Source organism: Fulvitalea axinellae, from assembly GCF_036492835.1.
GTDB classification, from domain to species: domain Bacteria; phylum Bacteroidota; class Bacteroidia; order Cytophagales; family Cyclobacteriaceae; genus Fulvitalea; species Fulvitalea axinellae.
On record NZ_AP025314.1, the window covers coordinates 2673610 to 2693418 of the forward strand.

The 19809-nt window shown below is 48.8% G+C and carries 10 protein-coding genes; all 10 read right to left on the reverse strand.

What is annotated here, in order from left to right:
* Positions 1-14 precede the first annotated feature (14 nt).
* Positions 15-1205 (reverse strand): ISL3 family transposase, encoded by a 1191-nt coding sequence (locus tag AABK39_RS10160; protein WP_338391232.1) that lies wholly within the window; start codon positions 1203-1205, stop codon positions 15-17.
* Positions 1206-1307: 102 nt separating this feature from the next.
* Entirely contained in the window at positions 1308-3263 is a 1956-nt protein-coding gene (locus tag AABK39_RS10165) for a discoidin domain-containing protein (RefSeq protein WP_338391233.1), read from the reverse strand.
* 65 nt (positions 3264-3328) lie between these two features.
* Positions 3329-4855, reverse strand: a complete 1527-nt coding sequence (locus tag AABK39_RS10170; protein WP_338391234.1) for a right-handed parallel beta-helix repeat-containing protein — start codon at positions 4853-4855, stop codon at positions 3329-3331.
* 46 nt (positions 4856-4901) lie between these two features.
* Entirely contained in the window at positions 4902-6461 is a 1560-nt protein-coding gene (locus AABK39_RS10175) for a RagB/SusD family nutrient uptake outer membrane protein (RefSeq protein ID WP_338391235.1), read from the reverse strand.
* Positions 6462-6471: 10 nt separating this feature from the next.
* The gene (locus tag AABK39_RS10180; RefSeq protein WP_338391236.1) at positions 6472-9594 is read right to left on the reverse strand and encodes a SusC/RagA family TonB-linked outer membrane protein; all 3123 of its coding nucleotides are present in this window, start codon (positions 9592-9594) and stop codon (positions 6472-6474) included.
* Positions 9595-9677: 83 nt separating this feature from the next.
* Positions 9678-11183: a fasciclin domain-containing protein gene (locus AABK39_RS10185; RefSeq protein ID WP_338391237.1), complete on the reverse strand. Its 1506-nt coding sequence runs from the start codon at positions 11181-11183 to the stop codon at positions 9678-9680.
* A 7-nt stretch (positions 11184-11190) separates the two neighbouring features.
* A complete protein-coding gene (locus AABK39_RS10190; RefSeq protein WP_338391239.1) occupies positions 11191-12693 on the reverse strand; it encodes a fasciclin domain-containing protein in 1503 nt (500 codons plus the stop codon).
* Positions 12686-14185: a RagB/SusD family nutrient uptake outer membrane protein gene (locus tag AABK39_RS10195; RefSeq protein ID WP_338391240.1), complete on the reverse strand. Its 1500-nt coding sequence runs from the start codon at positions 14183-14185 to the stop codon at positions 12686-12688. The genes AABK39_RS10190 and AABK39_RS10195 overlap by 8 nt, the downstream gene beginning before the upstream one ends.
* A gap of 3 nt (positions 14186-14188) precedes the next feature.
* A complete protein-coding gene (locus tag AABK39_RS10200; protein WP_338391241.1) occupies positions 14189-17416 on the reverse strand; it encodes a SusC/RagA family TonB-linked outer membrane protein in 3228 nt (1075 codons plus the stop codon).
* Positions 17417-17426: 10 nt separating this feature from the next.
* On the reverse strand, positions 17427-19610 hold the full coding sequence (locus AABK39_RS10205) for a fasciclin domain-containing protein (RefSeq protein WP_338391242.1): 2184 nt from the start codon (positions 19608-19610) through the stop codon (positions 17427-17429).
* Positions 19611-19809: the final 199 nt, after the last annotated feature.

The following is a 19809-nucleotide window of genomic DNA, read 5'->3' on the forward strand; positions in this document are numbered from 1 at the left end:
ATTTCTGTGGTGCTCTATATCCCAGAAACTAATACCCTAATTCTCATATGCTCAAAATTCGGTATCCCGAATGAGATTCGTTTGTAGTACCGAATCATGTTATTCAAGCCTTCGGTCATTGCGTTAGTCACTCCGGTTTGAGTGAAAGCCCATATCTGAGTGCGCCAGCGACAAAGGGTCTTAACAAATCTGTTGAACCCTTTTTGGTTCACGTCCCGTGCTTTTTCGATCCATTGGTCCAATCGTTTCTCGTCGGATACCTTGGTTTCTGAAAAGTCCATGATCTCCAAAAATTCGTTCCGTAGGTCATAGGCGTCTTTCAATAAGGCGGAATCCCGGAACGCCCGACCCAAAGATTCCCGTTGCCGGGAACAACAATGGTCAGGACGTTTAAAAAGGGCCCATTTTATATTCTTGAAACAGTCCGTGTCTTTGTGTTCTTTTCGCAACTTTTTCCTGATTCCGTCTAATGAATCGTTCAGGGATTTGACGACATGAAAATAATCGATGACTACCGCAGCGTTGGGAAAACAAGCCTCGCACACATCAATGTAGGGCCTCCATATATCGCAGGCGACAACCTCTATCCTCCGCATGAATCCGTTGCCAAGAGACTGGAAATGAGACCTAATCGTTTCTTTTTTCCGGTCTTTGAGAATGTCGAGGTGAATGCCCCGTTCCAAGTCCGTAAGCACGCAAACATAGTCTTTCTTCCCTTTTCGGTGCGCCAATTCGTCAATGCCCAATTTTCTGACGCGGGCGTACCTGCCAAGCAAATCGACGGCTTTGTTTGCGTGCCGAAAATATATTCTCTCCACCGTCTTATGGCAAGCGTTGACCAAAGCGGCGACCTCGCTGAACGATTGTTTGGCGCAAAGTTCGAAGATCCATTTTGATTGCCTGTCGGTATGGGATTTTCCGGACGAGGCCCATTCAGGCCTGTGAAGAAAGTATCTCCCGCAACCTTCACAAACAAACTGGGGAACCCGGACGTGAAGCCAAACCTCTTTTCCGCTGATGCTCAAGTCTTGGTATTTATGCAGACTATATTGGTTGATTGTTTCTCTTTTCTTAAGACAAACGGGACATTCACGGTAATTTGGCAGTGAATACCTATCTTCTTTGGACCGTGCACTACAGATTCCACCTTCAGATAAGGTAGGTGCAGAATTGACCCGTAAAATTCTTCTTCCGTCATTTTGCAAAGAGACTACTTTCCACAGAAATTGTCAAAGCACCAAAAAATTAAGGGCGAGAAAGATAACATCTTCCCGCCCCCTTGTAAGAAACCTACTCCACTGCCTATTTTATTCGTCGGTTCCCGAGGCTACTTGGTACAATTCCAATTCCTGCATCAGGGACATTTTACGGTCCACTCCGTTTCGGATAAAACCGTTAATCTCAAATTTCATATAGCGGCCTTTTTTCGGAGCGTCGAAAGGAATGAATTTCCAATCCAAGTCCGTTTCTTCCGGTATCAGGACATAGTCGGCCACCGGATCTCCCCAATCGTTTTTGTCATCACTGACATAGATTTTCGCTTTGGTCACCAAATCGGTGAACACGTCGGGGGAAATCTGGTGCGGCAGGTAAGACACCATCGCCAATTCTCTGGAAGATTTCATATCCACTACAATCGGGTGCGGATACGGAACTTCCATGGTCCACGGCGTCAGCCACAGGTTTTCGGGATTCAGGCCCGCCTCCACAATTCCGTCGAACACTTTGGTGATCGGGAATTTTTCGTGGCCCGGCACCAAGGCTTCGATTCCGAATTCCTCGCCCAACGGATCCAGTTTTTCAAAAACTCCGATAGCGTTTACCTTGGCCGGATCGGCGGAATAACCGGCGTCCGCAAAAGCGGAAAAGGCCATGTCCTGATCTCCAATCCATTCGCCAAAGGCCCAAACGACATTGTTCAGGTTGCTTTTCAGCGTAAAGTTCGGCGTGTTCTCGTTTCTGGTTTTGATAAAATCCATAAACTGAAGGTCCGTGCCTTTCGCCTCCACCATTTTGATGATTTCGAGGAACTTGGCCGTACGGACTTCGGCCGGAACGGCACCACGTTCTTCCGCCGACATAGTGAACGGATCATATGAAGCGTAAGCCGGATCTTTTTTGGCTTTGGCTATCATTGGATCCAAAAAACGAGCTTTTGCGTCAGCGTCGCCATTGGCTTCCGCAAAGCTTAGCGCGGCGTAAAGCGCTACGGCTTCGTCACCTAGTGTCTCCTGCTTGAAGTTTGATAGCCAGTGAAAAGCGCTTTTTGCCAATGAGACACGCATGTCCTGATCATTTTGCGGAAATCCGCCTATTTGCGTGCCCAAAACCACTGACTTGTCCCAAGTACTGGCCATCTGACTTCCGCCTACCAAGTTTATCTTCAACGGGCTAGATCCATCCTCAAAACCGGAAAAGTCTTTCATCCCGGACAACACCGTTGCAAACTGTTCCTGGATTTTCGGAAGAGCCTCATTTGAGTACAAATTGGAACTATAAGTGAACTCCCCTTCGCTTACTTTTGTGAAAAGGTTCGCATAATTCGTATAGTTGGAGGCCTGAAAACCCGGCGCTTTCTCAGCCACATTTTTCATTATCGCCTTGTAGAAATCGATATTTCCTTTCGCTTTATTAGAAAACAAATCCACTCCCGAAGCCAGAATGATTTTTTCACCTTCACGCTTTACAGCAACCACTGGCTTACTGGCCGAAGTGGCCAGAACGTCCCAGTCTGCAGGCTTATCCAAAGTCAGGAATGAGCCTGAATTGGAAGCCTTTAGCGTCGCTCCGTCTTTGGCGCTCAAATCCGTTACGGGGCCAGCTTCCATGCTAAAACCGAAATTCTTTGTCAGCGAGTTCAGGTTAGCCAATGTACTTCCGTCGCCCATTGCGAAGAAGCAAACCGAATTGCTCTTGCCGAATTCGAGAAGACTGCTGACATCCTGCGCGCTGTAAGGCGTATTGTTCTCGGTATTGAGAAATATATTCCAAGCGTTTTTTCCGTTGACATCCGAAAGGGCCAACGAAGGAAACGAAATCGTTTGGCCTTGGAAATTCGCAGTGTCCAGATAGGACAAGAAACGAGCCTCGTCACCGAACAAATCCGGGTTCCAGTATTGCGACACGTCATTCAGAACGTGAAGTACTGGCCTGTCAAAAGGGTCTTCGCCGGGAACGTTGAGATCGACGGCCGCTTCTTCGCAAGACGAAGCCAGCGCACCTCCCAAACACAACGCCAGGTATACACGGTAAATGCTTTTCATAAACATCTTAATTTAATTCTTAAAAAAGGCCGGCCCAATGGGGCTTCGGGCCGGCAAGAGGGAATTTACAACGGGCAAGCACCGTATGTGCCACCGTTGAGACTACCTGTGGGAGTAAAATAAATTTCGTCAGGATCTATCACGTTCTTGTCGCCCAAGAATACCGGGCAACTGGTCGTGTTCTCTATATAGATGGAATTTCCCCTTGGCGCTTTATTGTTTTCCCAAATACAGTTTCGGAAAATCGATACGCCTTTATCGTGCAACAGCGTTCCGCCTTTGCCCCATTGGCTATTGGCGTTAACTTCGTTGTTTCGGAAAATACACTCGTCGAAAGTGGTCCCATCCGTCAGTTCGTGGATTACGCCAACGCCCCCACCGTTAAGGCTGTAGTTGTCTTCGAAAACACACGCCTTAAAAATGGCTTGTCCATCACGGATCCAGATCGAAGAGGCCCACATTCCGTGATTACCACGAAACGTGCAGTTTCGGAATTCGGGACTTCCGCCGTGTACGAATGCGGCTCCGCCGTTCCATGCGTTTCCGTGTTGGATAGTTACACCGTCGATGATTGATTTTTCAAGTCTGTGCTTATAACGCCCATCGAAAACCCTGGCTTTCACACCGCTTGGATAACGGCCGTCAAACTCGGTTCCGCCTATTTTGGTCTTGTATGTATCCGGGTCTCTTTCGTCCATCGTTTCTTCCGTTCCGTTGAACCCCCCGTAGTAATCGAAACCTTTTTTCATAGGAATCCAGAACTCGTTGTACATGCCTTCGGCGATCCAAAACTGAACGCCGGGTTTCACCGATTCCGTTGCGGTCTTGAGGCTGGTGAAAGCGTCTTTCCACGAAGAGCCGTCATTGTTGCCCGTAGCGTCGGCATCCACATAGACCATACTGTTTGACGTGAACATCAGCGTGTCGCCGGCGGCAACGCCAAGCTCGTTAATGCCAACGACGGTGTATTTATAGTCAACACCCGGCTTAAGGCCTTTTACCACACCTACGGCTTTTCCCGCTTGGTCCACTTCGGCTTTCACGGCTTTTTCCTTGTTTACCGTCCCGCGTTCCCAAACGTAAAAACTGAATTCGGTTTGCGCACTTTTGCCAGTCGAAATCACTTTGCCCGTAAGCGTGGCTTTTTCGTAGTCACGATAATCCAGTTCTCCTGTCTGCACAGTCGGCAACGTTACGCCCGGAGCAACCAAGGTTTTCAGACTCAAAACATCGCCTTCCTCTTTTACCTCGGCGTTTTCGGCGAATACCGCAAAAGCATAGTCAGTATAAGAGTGAAGCTCCTCGACCGTGGAGGTTATCGTATTAGTAGATTCATTATAAACTCCATCGGCCTTTTTGCGTGTTCCCAAATTGCCTTGGACCCAATAGTAAAATCCGACAGTCTCGATCTTTTTATCGCCAACGGTAAGTACTTTGGCGTTCAGTGTAGCGCTGTTTTCCGTTACGTTTGTGGCGATTTCGGTCACCACCTCCAAAAACTCCTGATCCAAAACCGGATCATTTTCGCTTTTTGTACAGGCCGAACCTATCAGTAACAGCCCGACAACTAATATGTATAAAGCTCTTTTCATTGGATATTATATTTAATTCCGCAGATTCGTCCCGAACCGAGAAAGGCTATTGGCCTTCCTTGATTCTGGGCATTGTGAGTTTCCAATTGTCTTCCGACCCCAATTTGGTTTCCAGCTCGTCGGCCAGTTCAGGATTCGAAACCCTGTACTTTGAGGCGACTCGTTCGGCAAGCCATTCCGGACGGTTGGCCCGCTTGGCAAAACGCATAAGGTCGTTCCACCGGCGTCCTTCGAAAGCCAGTTCCCTAGCCCGCTCGTCAAGTAAAGCGTATTCCACCAATTCCATATTGGTCTTAACCTCTGGATGAAGATCAGCCAGATCCAAAATGTCGATCGGGTCCAAACCGACCCGGCCACGTATTCCGTCCACGTCCTGAATTCCATCTATTTCGGAATTGATAACAGCCAACGCTTCTTCGCTACGGCCCAAGCGGTTGATCGCTTCGGCGAAAAGAAGGTGAATATCGGCGGCTCGATAAATCGGGTATACGGCGTCATCCAGAAAGTTATTTTTGTTGTTGAGATATTTCACCACAACAGTATCGCCTTCCAAAACCATATAAGAAGACCCAAGACCTCTGAAAAAATCCCTGTAAAGGCTTCCGTCAGCCTTTTTTCCGTCCCAGTATTTTACCGATCCGACTGTTGGTCTCAGCAGGTATTTGCCCGGAGTCTCATTTGAGAAAATCTCCAAAAGGCCGTTTGTCTGATGATTCGATTTACTGAACGGGATAGTAGTGAGGTGTTCCAAAGCCGAACCACCTTCCAGCGTAACCCTGTCCCAATAGCTTCTCCAATTCAGCCCGCCGGAAAGATTTGATACCTTAAGGTAATTTCCCTCTTGTTCCGCAATACAAGCCCGAAGTTTTTCCGCCGCCGTCTGGTAGTCTCCCGCATAAAGCAAAAGTTCTCCATACAAAGCTTTTCTACTTACCCTAGTAAGGTGCCACGGCTGGCTGATCTCTTTACCGTCGCCGTCGATAAGCTTCCAGTCCGGCACGGCCTGCTCCTCGGCCCATTTCATTTCCGACAATAGCCAGTTGATCATATCCGACTCGCCGTATTCGCGGGGTTCGTAGCCCGGAACTTCGCCGTCCAAAGCCTCTTTTACCACGGGAACCGTTTTGTATGTCTGGATAAGCTGGAAATATACCCAGGCTCTCAGCGTCTTGACTTCGGCGATGTACATATTCATCACATCGTCGGTCATTTTAGGGTCAACCTTGGCTTTTTCGATATTGGTCAACACGTCGTTACAGTTCAGGATCACGTCGTAATAAGGACGCGGATCGGCATATGGATTGTCTTCGGACAAAGTCTGATGACGGTCCAACTGCAACAAAAAAGGGTCGTAGTTTCTGGTTACGGTCATCAGGTCGGCCCGCAGGTCGCCCATTACCACCAATCCCTCCACCAAATCCTGGAGCTTGGCGTACGACCCGATGGTCGCGCGCCTTACTTTGTCCAAGGTATTATAATGGTCACCCTTTTCTTGGATCAAATCCTGCGAAGGGTCGAAAAAGTCGTCGCAAGAAAACAGCAGGCCCAATCCCAGCGCCAAAGCCATCATCTTTCCGATGCCTATAAATCCGTTTCGTTTTTTCATGACTCAAAAATTAGATGCCCAACTTCAGCCCAAGCATTACGGAACGCAATACCGGTACCTGTCCGTAATCGACGCCACGGCCAGTCATAGTGTTGCCGTACGCGATATCCGGATTGGTTCCCAGATAATTCGACAGCGTGAAAAGGTTACTGGCCGTCGCGTAAGCGCCCAAGCTGCGGATGATTTTGCTTCTGATCTGGAAATCGTAAGAAAAGCTCACGTTTTTCAGGCGGAAGAAAGACCCGTCCTCAATCCAACGGTCAGAGAAACGGGCGTTGCCCATCGGGTCCCCCAACATGGCTTTCGGCATGTCGGTCGGTTGCCCCTCGTAACGCCAACGGCGCTGAACGGCCGTACTCTGGTTGAAATATCCCGAAGCGCTTTCCAATTGGCTTCTCTTATGGTTGAAAACCTCGTTGCCGTAAGCGTAGTCAAAAAGGAAGTTGAAGGTAAGGCGCTTGTAACGCACGCTACCGTGCACCGCTCCGAAGAAATCCGGCGTAGCGTTGCCGATAGACTCGCGGTCCGACTCGTCAATAATCCCATCACCGTTAAGGTCGGCGAACTGAATATCTCCGGCTCCGAAAGAATTGCCGTAACGGTCTTCCAAGGACAGGGCTTCGGCTTGTTTTAACGAAGTAATCACACCCAATGAACGGTATCCGTAAAACTCGCCAATAGATCCCCCTACCCGGGTGATGATTTGGCCTCCGTTAATGTCCGTGACAAGGTGCTGTCCGTTGCGCGAATCGTTAAGGGAATTGTCTCCCAATTCCGTCACTTCGTTGTCGTTCATCGCAAAGGTGGTCCCGAGCGTTACGCCCAGGTCTTTGGTACGCAGGGCATCCACTGTCAATCCCGCCTCAAAACCGGTATTTTGCAAGGCGCCTCCATTGCTAACCAGAAGTTCGGTTCCGTAATACGTGTCCAAACGCTCGGTAGTCAGCAAATCGGTGGTTTCGGAGCGATAAGCATCAAAAGTCGCCTTCACCCGATCGTTCCATAACGAAAGATCCAAACCAACGTTCATCTGGGAAGTCTGTTCCCATGTCAGGCCAGTGCTCGGTATACTTCCTCTTACAATTCCTGAGATATTCAAGTATGGAATTCCCACATAAGAGAATCGCGAAGCGTAATATCCGATATCCTCGTTACCGCTTACGTTGTAGCCAGCACGGATTTTCAGGTCGGAAACGGTTTCCAATCCTCGCATAAAGCTCTCCGAAGAAACTCTCCACGCACCCGATACATATGGGAAATATCCGAAACGGTTATCACGGCCGAATTTTGAACTTCCGTCTGCGCTAAGGCCAGCGTCGAGGTAATATTTGTCTTGGAATGCATAGCTAAGTTTTCCGTAGAAAGTAAGCATGTTCCACTTTCCGTTCATCGGCAAAAGGCCTCTTAAGGATCCGTCACCGCGACCGATGGTCGTGAATTTATCCGAAGCGGAATTTACGTCAGAAGCGATCTCATCTTCCAACTGACTAACCTTCACCCTGGATCCTGCCAAGGCCGAAACCCTGTGTTTCTGTTCGAAAGTTTTGTCATAAGCAAAAGAAAGCTCGGAAAGCACAGAGTAGAAGTTACGCTGGTTGTTACCCATCAAACTTTCGGCACTGCCGCCCAATTGAGGCACAACACCAACACGCGGAACGAAAGATGACTCTTTCATGTTCATGATATCGGCGATGATCGAAGCTTTCGCGCTCAGGCTTTTCGTGATCCGTTGGTCCGCGGTCATACCGGCACGAAGGCGGAAGTTTTCATTCAACCCTTTCGCGTTTTGGATAAGCGCCGTCGGGTTACTCATCCCGAATGTTCCGTATTCGTCCAGAAAAGGAAGCTTGATGCCTTTCTCGCTTCGGCGGTAAACGCCCATCAACGGCGATTTGAAAACCGAAGCCAAAGTCGGGTTCACCGTAGCGTTAGGGCCTTGAGTACGGAGGTTCGAGCTCATTTTGGTCAAAGAAACCTGCGGACGTACCAAAAGGCTTCCCAACAGCCTCATCTTGGCGTTCATCCGGATATCGAACGATTCGTAATCCGTGTTCTTCACAACTTCTTGGTTATTGGCATAACCTACCGAGAAGTTATAAGACGTCACTTCGTCACCACCCTGTACGTTGGCCGAATAACGGTTCATAATGCCCGTTTGGTAAACTTCGTCTTGCCAATCGGTGTCATTGCCGTAGCGAAAAGCCTCGGCGCCAACGGAACGGCTCAACAAAAACGGGTATTTTTTCTCGATCTGAGAATAATCGAGACCCGAGCTCAGAGCTTGGTCCAAAGCGTAGGAACGGAAAGCCGAAGCGTTCATCACTTCCGATTTTTCAGGAGCGAAGGAAACACCAAAATCCGCACTGAAGTCTACACGGGTGTTTTTTACGTCACTGTCTTTGGTGTAGATGAAAATCACTCCGTTATTGGCCAAAGATCCGTACAGCGAAGCCATTCCGTCCTTAACTACCGTCACTTGCCCGATGTCCTTGATTTTAATGGAAGACAACGGATTGTAAAAGTTTCCTTCCAAAGCGGTAAGCTCTCCCAAACGGGTTTCGAAAATCACCCCGTCCACTACAATCAGCGGTTCGGTATTGGCGGAAGCCGAAGAAGCCCCGCGCAATGTCATAGTAGAACCCGATGCGGAAACTCCCGAACGGCTATTTGACAAAAGCCCGGGAACAAGCCCGCGCAACGCATTGTCGAGGGTGAAATACCCGCGTTCGCTCAATTGCTCACCTGTAATTGTCACCGACGACCCCGGAGCTTCGCCCGGCGCAAAATTGCCAAACGGAGTCCTTACGCTTTCCGGCGTTTTGTCCAAAACCTTTTTGGACAGCAAAATATCCACTTTGGACTTGCCGTGGAGGTACACCCTTTTGGATACGTAGTCGGCGAAGGAAAACTCCAGCGCCACTTCTTCCTTGGAAGAAATCGCCAGCGAGTAGCGCCCTTGCGCATCGGTAAACACCGACACGCCCTGGCTACCGATCAGGTTGACGACTACGCCCTCTAACGGCACGCCCTCATGGGTGTCGATGACGGTGCCCGACACTTGCTCCTGCGCAAAAGCGTGACCGCACAGGAACAACATCGCAAGCGTCATTATTTTTATGGAAATATGTTTCATTCCTTATTGTTTTATCTATCAAAAAGTGAAAAGGGTACGGGCGGAAGCCTCACCATTAGCCTCCGCCACGAGGAGGACGTACCCTATTCTTTCACCGGGACGAAGAAAAGTTTGTTGAGACACAGCTCGTAAACTTCCATCGGCTCGTTGTCGTCGTCCAAGATCTCTTTCGGATCAGTGACTTCGAAACGGATAGTCCTTTCGCCGAATTCCGAAAATCTCAGGATTTTGACAAAATCGTTGTTCCAGCTTCCCGACGGAGTGTAACGCGGATCGATCAATTCGCCGTCCACAAAAACCGCCGATTGGCCGCTTTTTCCTTTCACTCCGCTGATCACCACCCTGTGGTGGCCCGCCATGGAAGCGTCGAGTTTATACTCAACCCAAAAAGGATTCTCAGAACGGAAGTGGAGAGCGATATCGCCGGTAGCTTCGTTCGATACAGGAGTACGGGAAGGGTCTTCCTCGAAACCGTTGCTCGGAGGAGCCGTCTGGCCGATGAGGCCCGCAGTCAATCCTGTCTGGAAACCGAGTTCGTGGGTTACGGTTCGGCCCATAACGTGAGACATCAGGAGCTCCGGCCTATTGATACTGTAAGAGAGCCCGTTGCTGTAACGCTCCGGATCTTTGGCAAACCACTCCGCGGTCATGATCAGACGAATGCCGTTCGTAGCCATAATGGTGTCTCCCGCTTTTCTGCCTTCCGTCTTTTCGGCGAAAATGCTGGACTCTATGATTTTGTTTTTGACTTTGTCAACAAAACCTTCTTCATCCTCAAAATAATCGGGCAGGTTTTCGGCTGATGTATAATAGCGTTCCACCATCCGGTCATAGGCGCTTTCCACGGCTTGGTCAGAGTAAACGAGATTTGAGTAACGCAAGTCCTCGCCGTTGAGATTTCCGTAAGCGTTCAGGAATTTATATCCCAGATAAAATACAGAGTCATAAATCGTTTGTCCGTATTTATCCACACCGATAGGGAAACTCTTGTCGCGATCAAGAATAAGCGTATCCTTCAAAGCCACCGACTTGTACTTGGCATATTCGTCATCCATTTCCCTGATACTTTCGAAGAGGTTTTTCTTTGGAGCCAAAGCGCCTTCCAGAAAATACACCACTCCGTTTTCGCAGAAAACAGGTTCTCCGGCACTTTCCACCATGCGATCCAGGCTTAGGCCCGAGCCCGCCACTTTCGTGGCCCAGATGTTTTTGCCGTTATAGAGCGTCTTTACGTATTGGTCCGGCTGTTCGTCCATTCCGCTGGTGTACAGCTGGGTGTTGCCGATATGGTAAGCCAATACGCTTTTCATTGAATCTTCCGAGATGTTATACGCATTCAGCGCCGATTCTTTTGGCAAGAAAACCGTAACGGGTCTTCCGTTCGAAACGCTGTCCATATAACCGTGCTTGCGCAAAAGGTCGGCAAAGAAGCGGTATTCCGGTTTCGAATCCAGATAACCGCCCACCGTCTGCGATTCTACGCCACCGCGTCCTCCGTCGTAGTGTTCGGCGGGGTCGTCGCATGAGGCTAGGCCCAAAACCGCCAACGCGCAAGCCATCACGATGTTTTTAATTTTATCGCTATGCATGTTTAAATCACTTTACGGGTTTGAACACTAGTCTGTCTAAGCTTAACCTGCCTCCGGCCACCGACTTGAGCATGAACTTATGGCGTCCGTTCTCCGTGAAAGTATAGCGCCCTATCGGCACGTTCCAAGCCGGCGGATAGACTAAGTTTTCGCTACGTTGACCGTCGATCCAAGCAGACATGGTTGCCCGGAAGTTACCGCTACCTGAACGGAAGCTGATATCGTATGTGCCCTTCAAAATCGGGCGGGTCGTATATTCAAACCATCCGGATTCGGCCACGTAACAGTTCAGGTGGTCAGAACTATTGTTGCGGTACATATACACGAACTGCGTATAGCCTTTGGCTCTCCAGCGTTCAACCTTGTCGACATATACCACTTCCTGGTCATTTGACGCTACCTGAAAACCGTAAAGCTCAGGCACGGCGATGATATCGTCCTCCACCAAAATCGGATCGAATTCGGCTTCGAACAACACGTCTTTCACGTCGTGGATAGTGGCGTTTTTGGATTGCATATCAAGATTGTAAACATCAAGGGTATTCGCTCCTTCGAACACTTCGTTTCCGAAGTCGTCAATTTGGGTATTGATAAAATATCCGTCAGAGTTTTTGATCATTTTCACCATCGAAGATCCGACAGTGAGCAAAATATCCGTCTTGAACCGATCGGAAAACAACTTGCCCGAGATCACGTGGTTACGGACGAAACGGTTCAGCTTGTTATCCCTTGAAGTATAATCATTACCGGCGCCGAGTTTTTCCACCAAACCGGCGAAATCCTCGATTCCTTTGGCTTTATAAACCTCATCCGGTTCGGCCAAAACGGTATACAGCACGCGAGTTCCTTTTTCGGTCGTCTCAAGTTCCAGAGTGTCGATCAAGCCCGTTTTCTCAATCGCTTCGGTCAAGATTCCGTATTTGCCCAAATCTTTCAACGTTCCGTGAACGCCCTTGGAAATCGGTTCCACCGGGCGGTCCAGAATATGTAAAAAGCCGTTTGAGCATTCGATGTCCCGCTCGAGAATGGTTGATTTCTGGTTTACCTTCAAACCGTTCAAACCTTCGCTACCAAAAGCTACCACGAGTTTGTTACCGTTCATAGTGGTATCGCTCATCGGGCCTTGGCGGAAAGAGAAGCTCTCGAAGCCGGTCATTACCGTATGCGTACGGACCAATAGATCCACATAGTCTTTTTCAAGACCATCCACACCCGAAACGCCCAGCTCTGAATAGAAAGCCTCCATAGCGTCGTTTTTACAGGCCAAAAAGGTGTAATTGCCACGAGCGGCCAACAGACCGTAGTATTTTGAGGCCCTCAACAATTTGGTCCATTCGGAAAACTCGCCGTTGCCTTCGTTTTCAAAATACTCGGTTACGGTCCGCAACTTCGTATCTTCGAAAACCGCGCCTCCGTTGTCGTTGTCGCATCCCGTGAATATAAACAGCGCCAGCATCAGGCCCAGACAGGCGACACGGAAAGCGCGGATTTTTTTCGCCATCCTATTCATAGTAAGGGTTTTGTTTAAGTTGCGGATTGCTTCTCAATTCGTCAATGTGGATCGGCAGGTAGTAACTGTCCGGATCCGAGAGCAAACTTTTCCATTTCGGAGCTTCGGCCGGATCCACACGTGAAATCATCACGTCGATGATTTTTGTGGAACGCTTGTAATTGCCTCGCTTGGCGCAACGCAAAAGGTCGAACCAACGCTTGCCTTCGAAGGCGAACTCAAGAGCGCGTTCCTGCAAAATGGCGTCTTCCGAATCTTCCAAACTTCCGTTAAGGATCTTTGGCCCCAAACCGGCCCGGTTCCTTACTTGATTAAGAAGCTTTTGCGCGCCAAAAGTATCTCCTGTCTCAAGCAGAGATTCGGCTTTCATCAAAAGAATATCAGCATAGCGGTAAATGATCCAGTTAGCGTCGCGAAGATCCCCTTTCTCGAATTTCAGTATGCTTTCTTGCGTGGTTAAGTCATCGTCGCCCAACACAAGAGCGCTAATTCTCAAATCATCTTCACCGTACAATTCGGCTACCTGGTCACTGATCTCAAACGCGGGCTCATGGTTATTGCTTCCGTCGGACCCGCCAAAGAGTTTCCAATATGAATTGAACTGGTTGAGTGGCTTGCTGAACTGGACTTCCAGAATGTTTTCGGCCACATTCCCTTCTTTAAAAATCCTCAGGTATTCGGATTCGGCGTTGAAATTTTTTTTCTGCTCTTCCGTCCAATTCGGATCAACCTCGGCCATCAAAGAATATGTGGAGGCGTTTATGACCTTGTCGCAATAGAGAATGCTCTTGTCATATTTCTCATCCCACAAAAAGATGTCGGCCAACAAAGCCCTAACCGCCGCTTTTGTACCGTACGCTTTTCCCGGCTCCACTTCCGAGAAACCGCGCGGGGCGTAGCGTTCAGCCCATTCCAAATCCTTTTCCAATTGGGCGAGGATTTCCGCTTCGGAGCTTTTCGGGAGATAAACGTTCACTTTGTCAGTGTCGGTAGGCTCCAATTGCATCGGGACCTCGCCGAAGGTTCTCAAGAGGTAGAAATAAGCCAACGAACGCTGGAAATACGCTTCGGCCAAATAGGAATTCAACTCCTTGGCTGTCAGCGAAAGGTCCGAAGCCCGGACCGAAGGGGCGTACTTGAGCACCGTATTAGCATAATTGATAATCTGGTACATTCCGCCCCATTTCAACACCTCGTTGTTGTCGAGGATTTCCAGGTTCATTATCCTTTTATAGGCTTTGCCATGGTTTTCAATGTTGTTTCCGTACTTGACAAAATCGGAACGGATTTCACCCCAAAGAAACATCGTGTTCACTTCCGCCTGCATTTTCTGATAGCCTGCGTTCAGTGCCATACGGATGTCTTCTTTGGATTTCCAATAGTCGTCTACCGTGATATCGTCCTGAGGTTCAAGCTCCAGCCAGTCACTGCAGGAACTCAAGGACATAACCAAGGCCACGACAAAATATATCTGCAATCTTATAGTCCTCATCGCTTAGAAAATTAATGTGAGACCCATGGTGTACGTGCGGCTTGGAGGAGTACGGGCATTGTCCACTCCGAAGAAGAAAAGTCCCGATCCCAACGGTACTTCCGGGTCCTGACCACTGTAATCCGTAAAGGTGTACAGGTTATAAGCCGTGAAAAACAAGGTCAGATCCTGAAGCTTGTAGCGTTGGAGCCATTTGCGTTCGAAACGATAATCTAACGAAAGGCTTTTCCAGCGCAGGTAAGACCCATCCTCCACGAAACGATCCGAACCGAGCCAGTTATAGCCCTTGTCGAATACGGCGCGAGGCATATCTGTCTCGTCGCCCGGATTTCTCCAACGCCTCATAGTCGCTTGGTTTTGGTTGGCCGTACCAAACATGTTTTCCGAACGCATTCTGGCCATGTTCACGATGTCTTGCCCCATTCTGTAATGGAAATTAGAACTCAACCGCAAACGCTTGTATGAAACCCTAAAACCGAATCCGCCTGTAAAATCCGGATTACTGGAACCCAAATACACTACGTCGCTCTCATTGATCACACCGTCGTTGTTGATGTCCTGATATTGGGCATCACCGCCCACAAAACGGTAGTTCGATCCGCCCATAAGCATACGCAAAGGCTGACCTGTAGAAGGATCTATAACCGTTTCCCCGAACTTGTCACGTACAATAGCGTCGGATGAGGTTTTATATACACCCAGAAATCGGTATCCGTAAAAACCGCCAATCGGGTCGCCTTCACGCACCCTGACGGCGTATTGTCCGTTATCCAGCACGTTTCCGCTTTCCGGCGAAAAGTTCTCCGGGATTTCACGAACCGTGTTGATGTTTTTGGAAATATTGAAAGAGAGATCCGCTCTCCAATCCTTGGTTTTCAAAGGAGTGGCCCTAAACGAAAACTCGACTCCCCTATTTCTCATTTCCCCTTGGTTACGGGTCATGCTCGAATAACCCGACGAAGTCGGAATCCCCATGGTCCAAAGCAGGTCGGAGCCGTCTTTCTGATACACGTCAAACTCAAAAGTCAAACGATTCTCGTAAAACGATCCTTCCAACCCGAAGTCAACTTGCTTGGTAAGTTCCCATTTGAGATTGTTGAGTCTGGCGTTTGCCGGCCTTACCACATTGTATCCCGCATAAGAACCTCCCGCTTGGTAGATACTGTAATGGTTGAATCCGCCAGGAGCGCGACCGTTCACACCAAAGCTACCGCGAATCTTAAGTTGGTCGATCCAAGTAAGATCTTTCAAGAACGGCTCTTCGGAGATCCTCCACGCAACACTACCGAACGGGAAAGCGCCCCATTTGGTATCGGGACCAAAGTTGGAACTGGCATCCATACGGGTACCGACTTCCATCAAGTATTTGTCTTTCCATTTGTAAAATATCCGGGCCAATCCCCAAACGCCTCTTGATTCGGAATTGCTTGCGCCCAAGCCGTTCGGAGCCAAACCACCGGCACCCGGCGAGTTGAATTCGCCGGAAGGCAAACCGCCAGCGACTACGCTGTAAGACGATCCCCTGCGAATATTCGCTCCCCATTGGCCCAAAACGGATAATTGGTGGTTCGGGCCCAAGTTCGGCGTGTAGATTACGTTTGTAATCGACTGTACGTTGAACATCTCATTGGCGCCTTTATGCGCAACATTGGTCGAATTCAACGACCAGTCGGCGCTTGAGGCCTCCACGGGAAGGAACTTGGTAGTGGTTCCGTTAACCACGTCAAAAGAAATATCCGTATTCAGCTGAAGCTGGTCAGTAAGCGCATAACGAGCTCTGAAAACAGAACGAAAGCGATTTTCCAAATAATTATGACGCGCTTCGTTGATTACGGCTACGGGATTATACAAACCTCCCGCTCCCGGATTCAGCGGATCACGCCTAATCTCGAAAGCGTCAGTTCTGGTATCCAAGAAATAACGTCCGGTCAAATTGTTGGCCGTGTCTCGCTCGTAAATACTCTGGTTCGGCATTTTCTGATACGCAACCGAACGCTCATCACCGTAATAGCTCTTGTCATTGTCTGATCTTGTATAAGAAAAGTCGGTGCTTACGAGCAAACGCTTTGACACGTTGTAGTCAAGGTTGGCACGGAAAGAAAGGCGTTGCAAGTTGGTGCCTATTGTCGTCCCTTCCTGATCCATGTAACCCATGGCTACACGATAACGGGCTTTGTCGCCACCGCCCGAAACCGAAAGGTTATGCTCATCGGTACGGGCAACTTTTGTTATAGCCTCAAGCCAATCCGTATCTTGATTGTAATTGTGATACAAAGGCCAAGATTTGTCTTGCTTCAATTCGTAGAACTTACCGTCCGGAAGCGGATACCCGCCAACGTTAAACCTCGCGTCAGTCTGAAGCGTGACATAATCGCCTCCACCCAACATCGGGATAGCGTCCGGTTGCTGAGCGATGTAGCCTTTGTAATTATACTGAACACGAGGCTTCATTTTACGGCCACGGCGCGTAGTGATCTGGATAACACCATTGGCAGCTTTCGCTCCCCAAATAGCGGCTGAGGCGGCGTCTTTCAATATCTCAATACTCTCGATGTCGCTTGGCGGAATTGACAGCAAAGCGCCAAAGTCACGCTGGTCAGCTGAGTTGAAATCGAAATTGTTATCGATCTGAACATCGTATGGCAGACCGTCAAGGATAATCAGAGGTTCGCGATCCCCATTAATGGTCGCTGTACCGCGAATACGGATTTGGGTACCGGCCCCCGGGTCACCTGAAGCGGCCGTAATGTCCACGCCGCTGATCTCGCCCTGAAGCATCTCACCGACCGAAGCCACACCCATAGGCGCCAAATCGTCGATTTTCACTTGGGCGATTGCCGTTGGCTTATCTCGCAAAGAGACAAAGCCGTCGCTGGTATAGCGCTCTTCCTGCACCACCACCGTTTCCAGTTTCGTGCTGGCCTCTTCCATCAGCAAGTCGATCGTCGATCTTTCTCCGACCTTAATTACTTGCTCGTTATATCCCACGTAAGCGAAACGCAACCTGGCGTTATCTTCCGTAAGTTTTAGCATATAAAACCCGTTCAGGTCCGTTACTGTGCCCTGAACATAACGGTCTTCGGCGTCAACCTCCACGATTGTCGCTCCGAGAAGGGCTTCGCCCGTAACCGCGTCTTTTATCCGACCCTGCACAAGCCGGCCTTCCTGAGCCGTCGCCGAAAAAGCCAGACCAAGGCACAGAATCATAAATATGATAGATGTTTTTTTCATGCTGTGTCGGTTATTTGGCGAACAGAAGGTTGTCAATCAAATGTACCGTGGCGCCACTTGCCAGAATGTTACTGTAACGCGGATCCACCACCACTCTGGCGGTATTGTCCTTCGCATCGGTGAATGTCAGGTTCCCCGGAGCGTTTTGGGCCGTAAGCGTGTTGTATTCGTTTCTGGCTATCTGACTATAAGTGTCCAATGGACCCGATACCTTTCCGTCGGTAAATACTACGGCATCTCGGATGAAGTAGTAGTCGAGGAATTTTCTCAGGTCGTTTACGCTCTCCGGAATCTTGTCAAGGTTAGCCCTAATGGCTTCGTTTGAAGGAACCAAAACAGTGATGTTTTTCGCTCCGTTGATTTTCGTAATCACACCGCCCCTGATATACCCGGCACGGTCGAGCAGTTTGACAAATTCGGAATACTCGTCCTTATTAGGATTGAGAACGTACTTAGACGGCGCAAAAGTAGGACGGTCCAAAACGGCGTCGATCTCGTAGAACGTTCCGTTAGATCCCGACTTATCCACTTTCAATACAGTCGTAACCTCTGATGACTGGAAATTACCGCCAGACTGGATAGTATTGGCTTTTACTCTCAAATAATCGCCAGTAGCCATCGTTTTCAGATACATCTCTCCTGACAAGTCGGTATGATCTTCGCCAAGCATGATGTGGGTTCTGTACAACTGCTCCAACGGTCCGCCTTCCCTGTCGTCAAGCTCGTACTCATCACCAGATTCAGGATCAGTATAATAGTACTTTCTCTCTTCCTCGTCATAGCGATATCCCGAACGGACAAAAGCATCATTGCTCGGCACAAACAAAGTGGCGGTCATATCCGGCGAAGCGACCAGAGAAGTTATCTTGTAGCTAAACTTTTGCGCGATCCGCAACATATACGAGTAACGCTTATCGAAAATCAAAGGACGGGTTACAGCCGTGTAAGTGTTCGGCACGATTACCTCTTTGGTTCCGTAGATAACTCCATTGTTGAGCATCTTCGTGAAATTGATGTCATTGTCTTTGTCCAAAGACACAACCTGGCCGTTACCGTTCACGAAGTTGTCGAGCTGCGAAGGTCTGGTCCAAGACGACGTACCCGTAGGGTTATATCCAAAACCGTAAACCAAAACCTTGATTACCTCATCCGGAATATCATCAATAGAGGCGTAGCCGTTTTCATGAACGAAGTTTTCGTTTAGGTACGTTTCTAACGTGACGTCGTCCGGAAGCAAAAGAATACAGAATGTCGCACGGTCCTCGTCATAGGTATAATCCAACGGCTTATCTTTAGCCAACCACTCCAACGGGTCTTGAATCTTAGATCCTTGGTAAGTTTTGACAAAAACAGAATCGACAACGGACGAACCCGGCTCGATAACCGTAGCCCTAGAATTAAACTCGTATTCAGCGAACCTATTTATCAGCCTGTAAAACAAGCTATAACGATCAGATTTAGACAAATACTCCTCTGCATGCTTCAGTGGCGGAATCACTTTATCGATCACGTGGATCATTCCGTTGAGTGATTTCTGGTCCGCACGGATAGCCGTAGCATCCAGAACATTACGCCCAACGAACTTTGTGTCAGGGAAAAAGAAAGTGTAATCGTCCTCTTCCAACAGTCCGCTGAAGCGCTCGTAATCCAAAACCGGCAAATAGGTCAGCATATTGGAGATCTTACGCTTTTTGCCAGCCTTCTCATCCATTACCTCATAGGTACCCGGCTGATAAAGCGTGGGAAGCTTGAAACCCCAGTTGATCCCGATTTCCTGGCGGTAACCTCCTTCTCCTACCTCGTCTCCCCAATACCCTCCATCATTCGGAAAGATATTCAGCCTCCGGATTTGGTTCCACGACATGGAGTTCCGGACAATATGGCCCATAACGAGCTTCTTAAGCTCTTCTTTTTCCAGTTCGCTAACGTCTGAGGCACTGTATGCTTCTTGGATATACTTCAGCACAGCATCATCTGTGGGAGGAAAAGCCGTATAGGAGCTTTTTTCCAAGTCTTCCCTCATTTCCAGAAGGTCAACCGCCTTAACAAACTGCGTCAAATCCCCTTGTTTCTCCATTGCGCCGACCAAACGGTCAGACAACGTTCCGGGAATTTTATAATGATCCATATCATCACGGCACCCCGGTAATAAATAGAGAAACAGAAACAAAATCATGTAAACCTTTCGCTTCATAAAAATCGATTTGTAAAAAAGTTAAACAAATATGACTACACCGGACAAACGGCCTATTTAGGCCTCCCAGCGCTCAATTAATGAGGACAAATAGGATAATGAATAATTGCCCATAACGTATTATACTTCACAATTCGCTAGTGATCACGACAAGTGAATATAATCTCAATGCTTTCCGGTTTCCCGAACACTAAAAGGG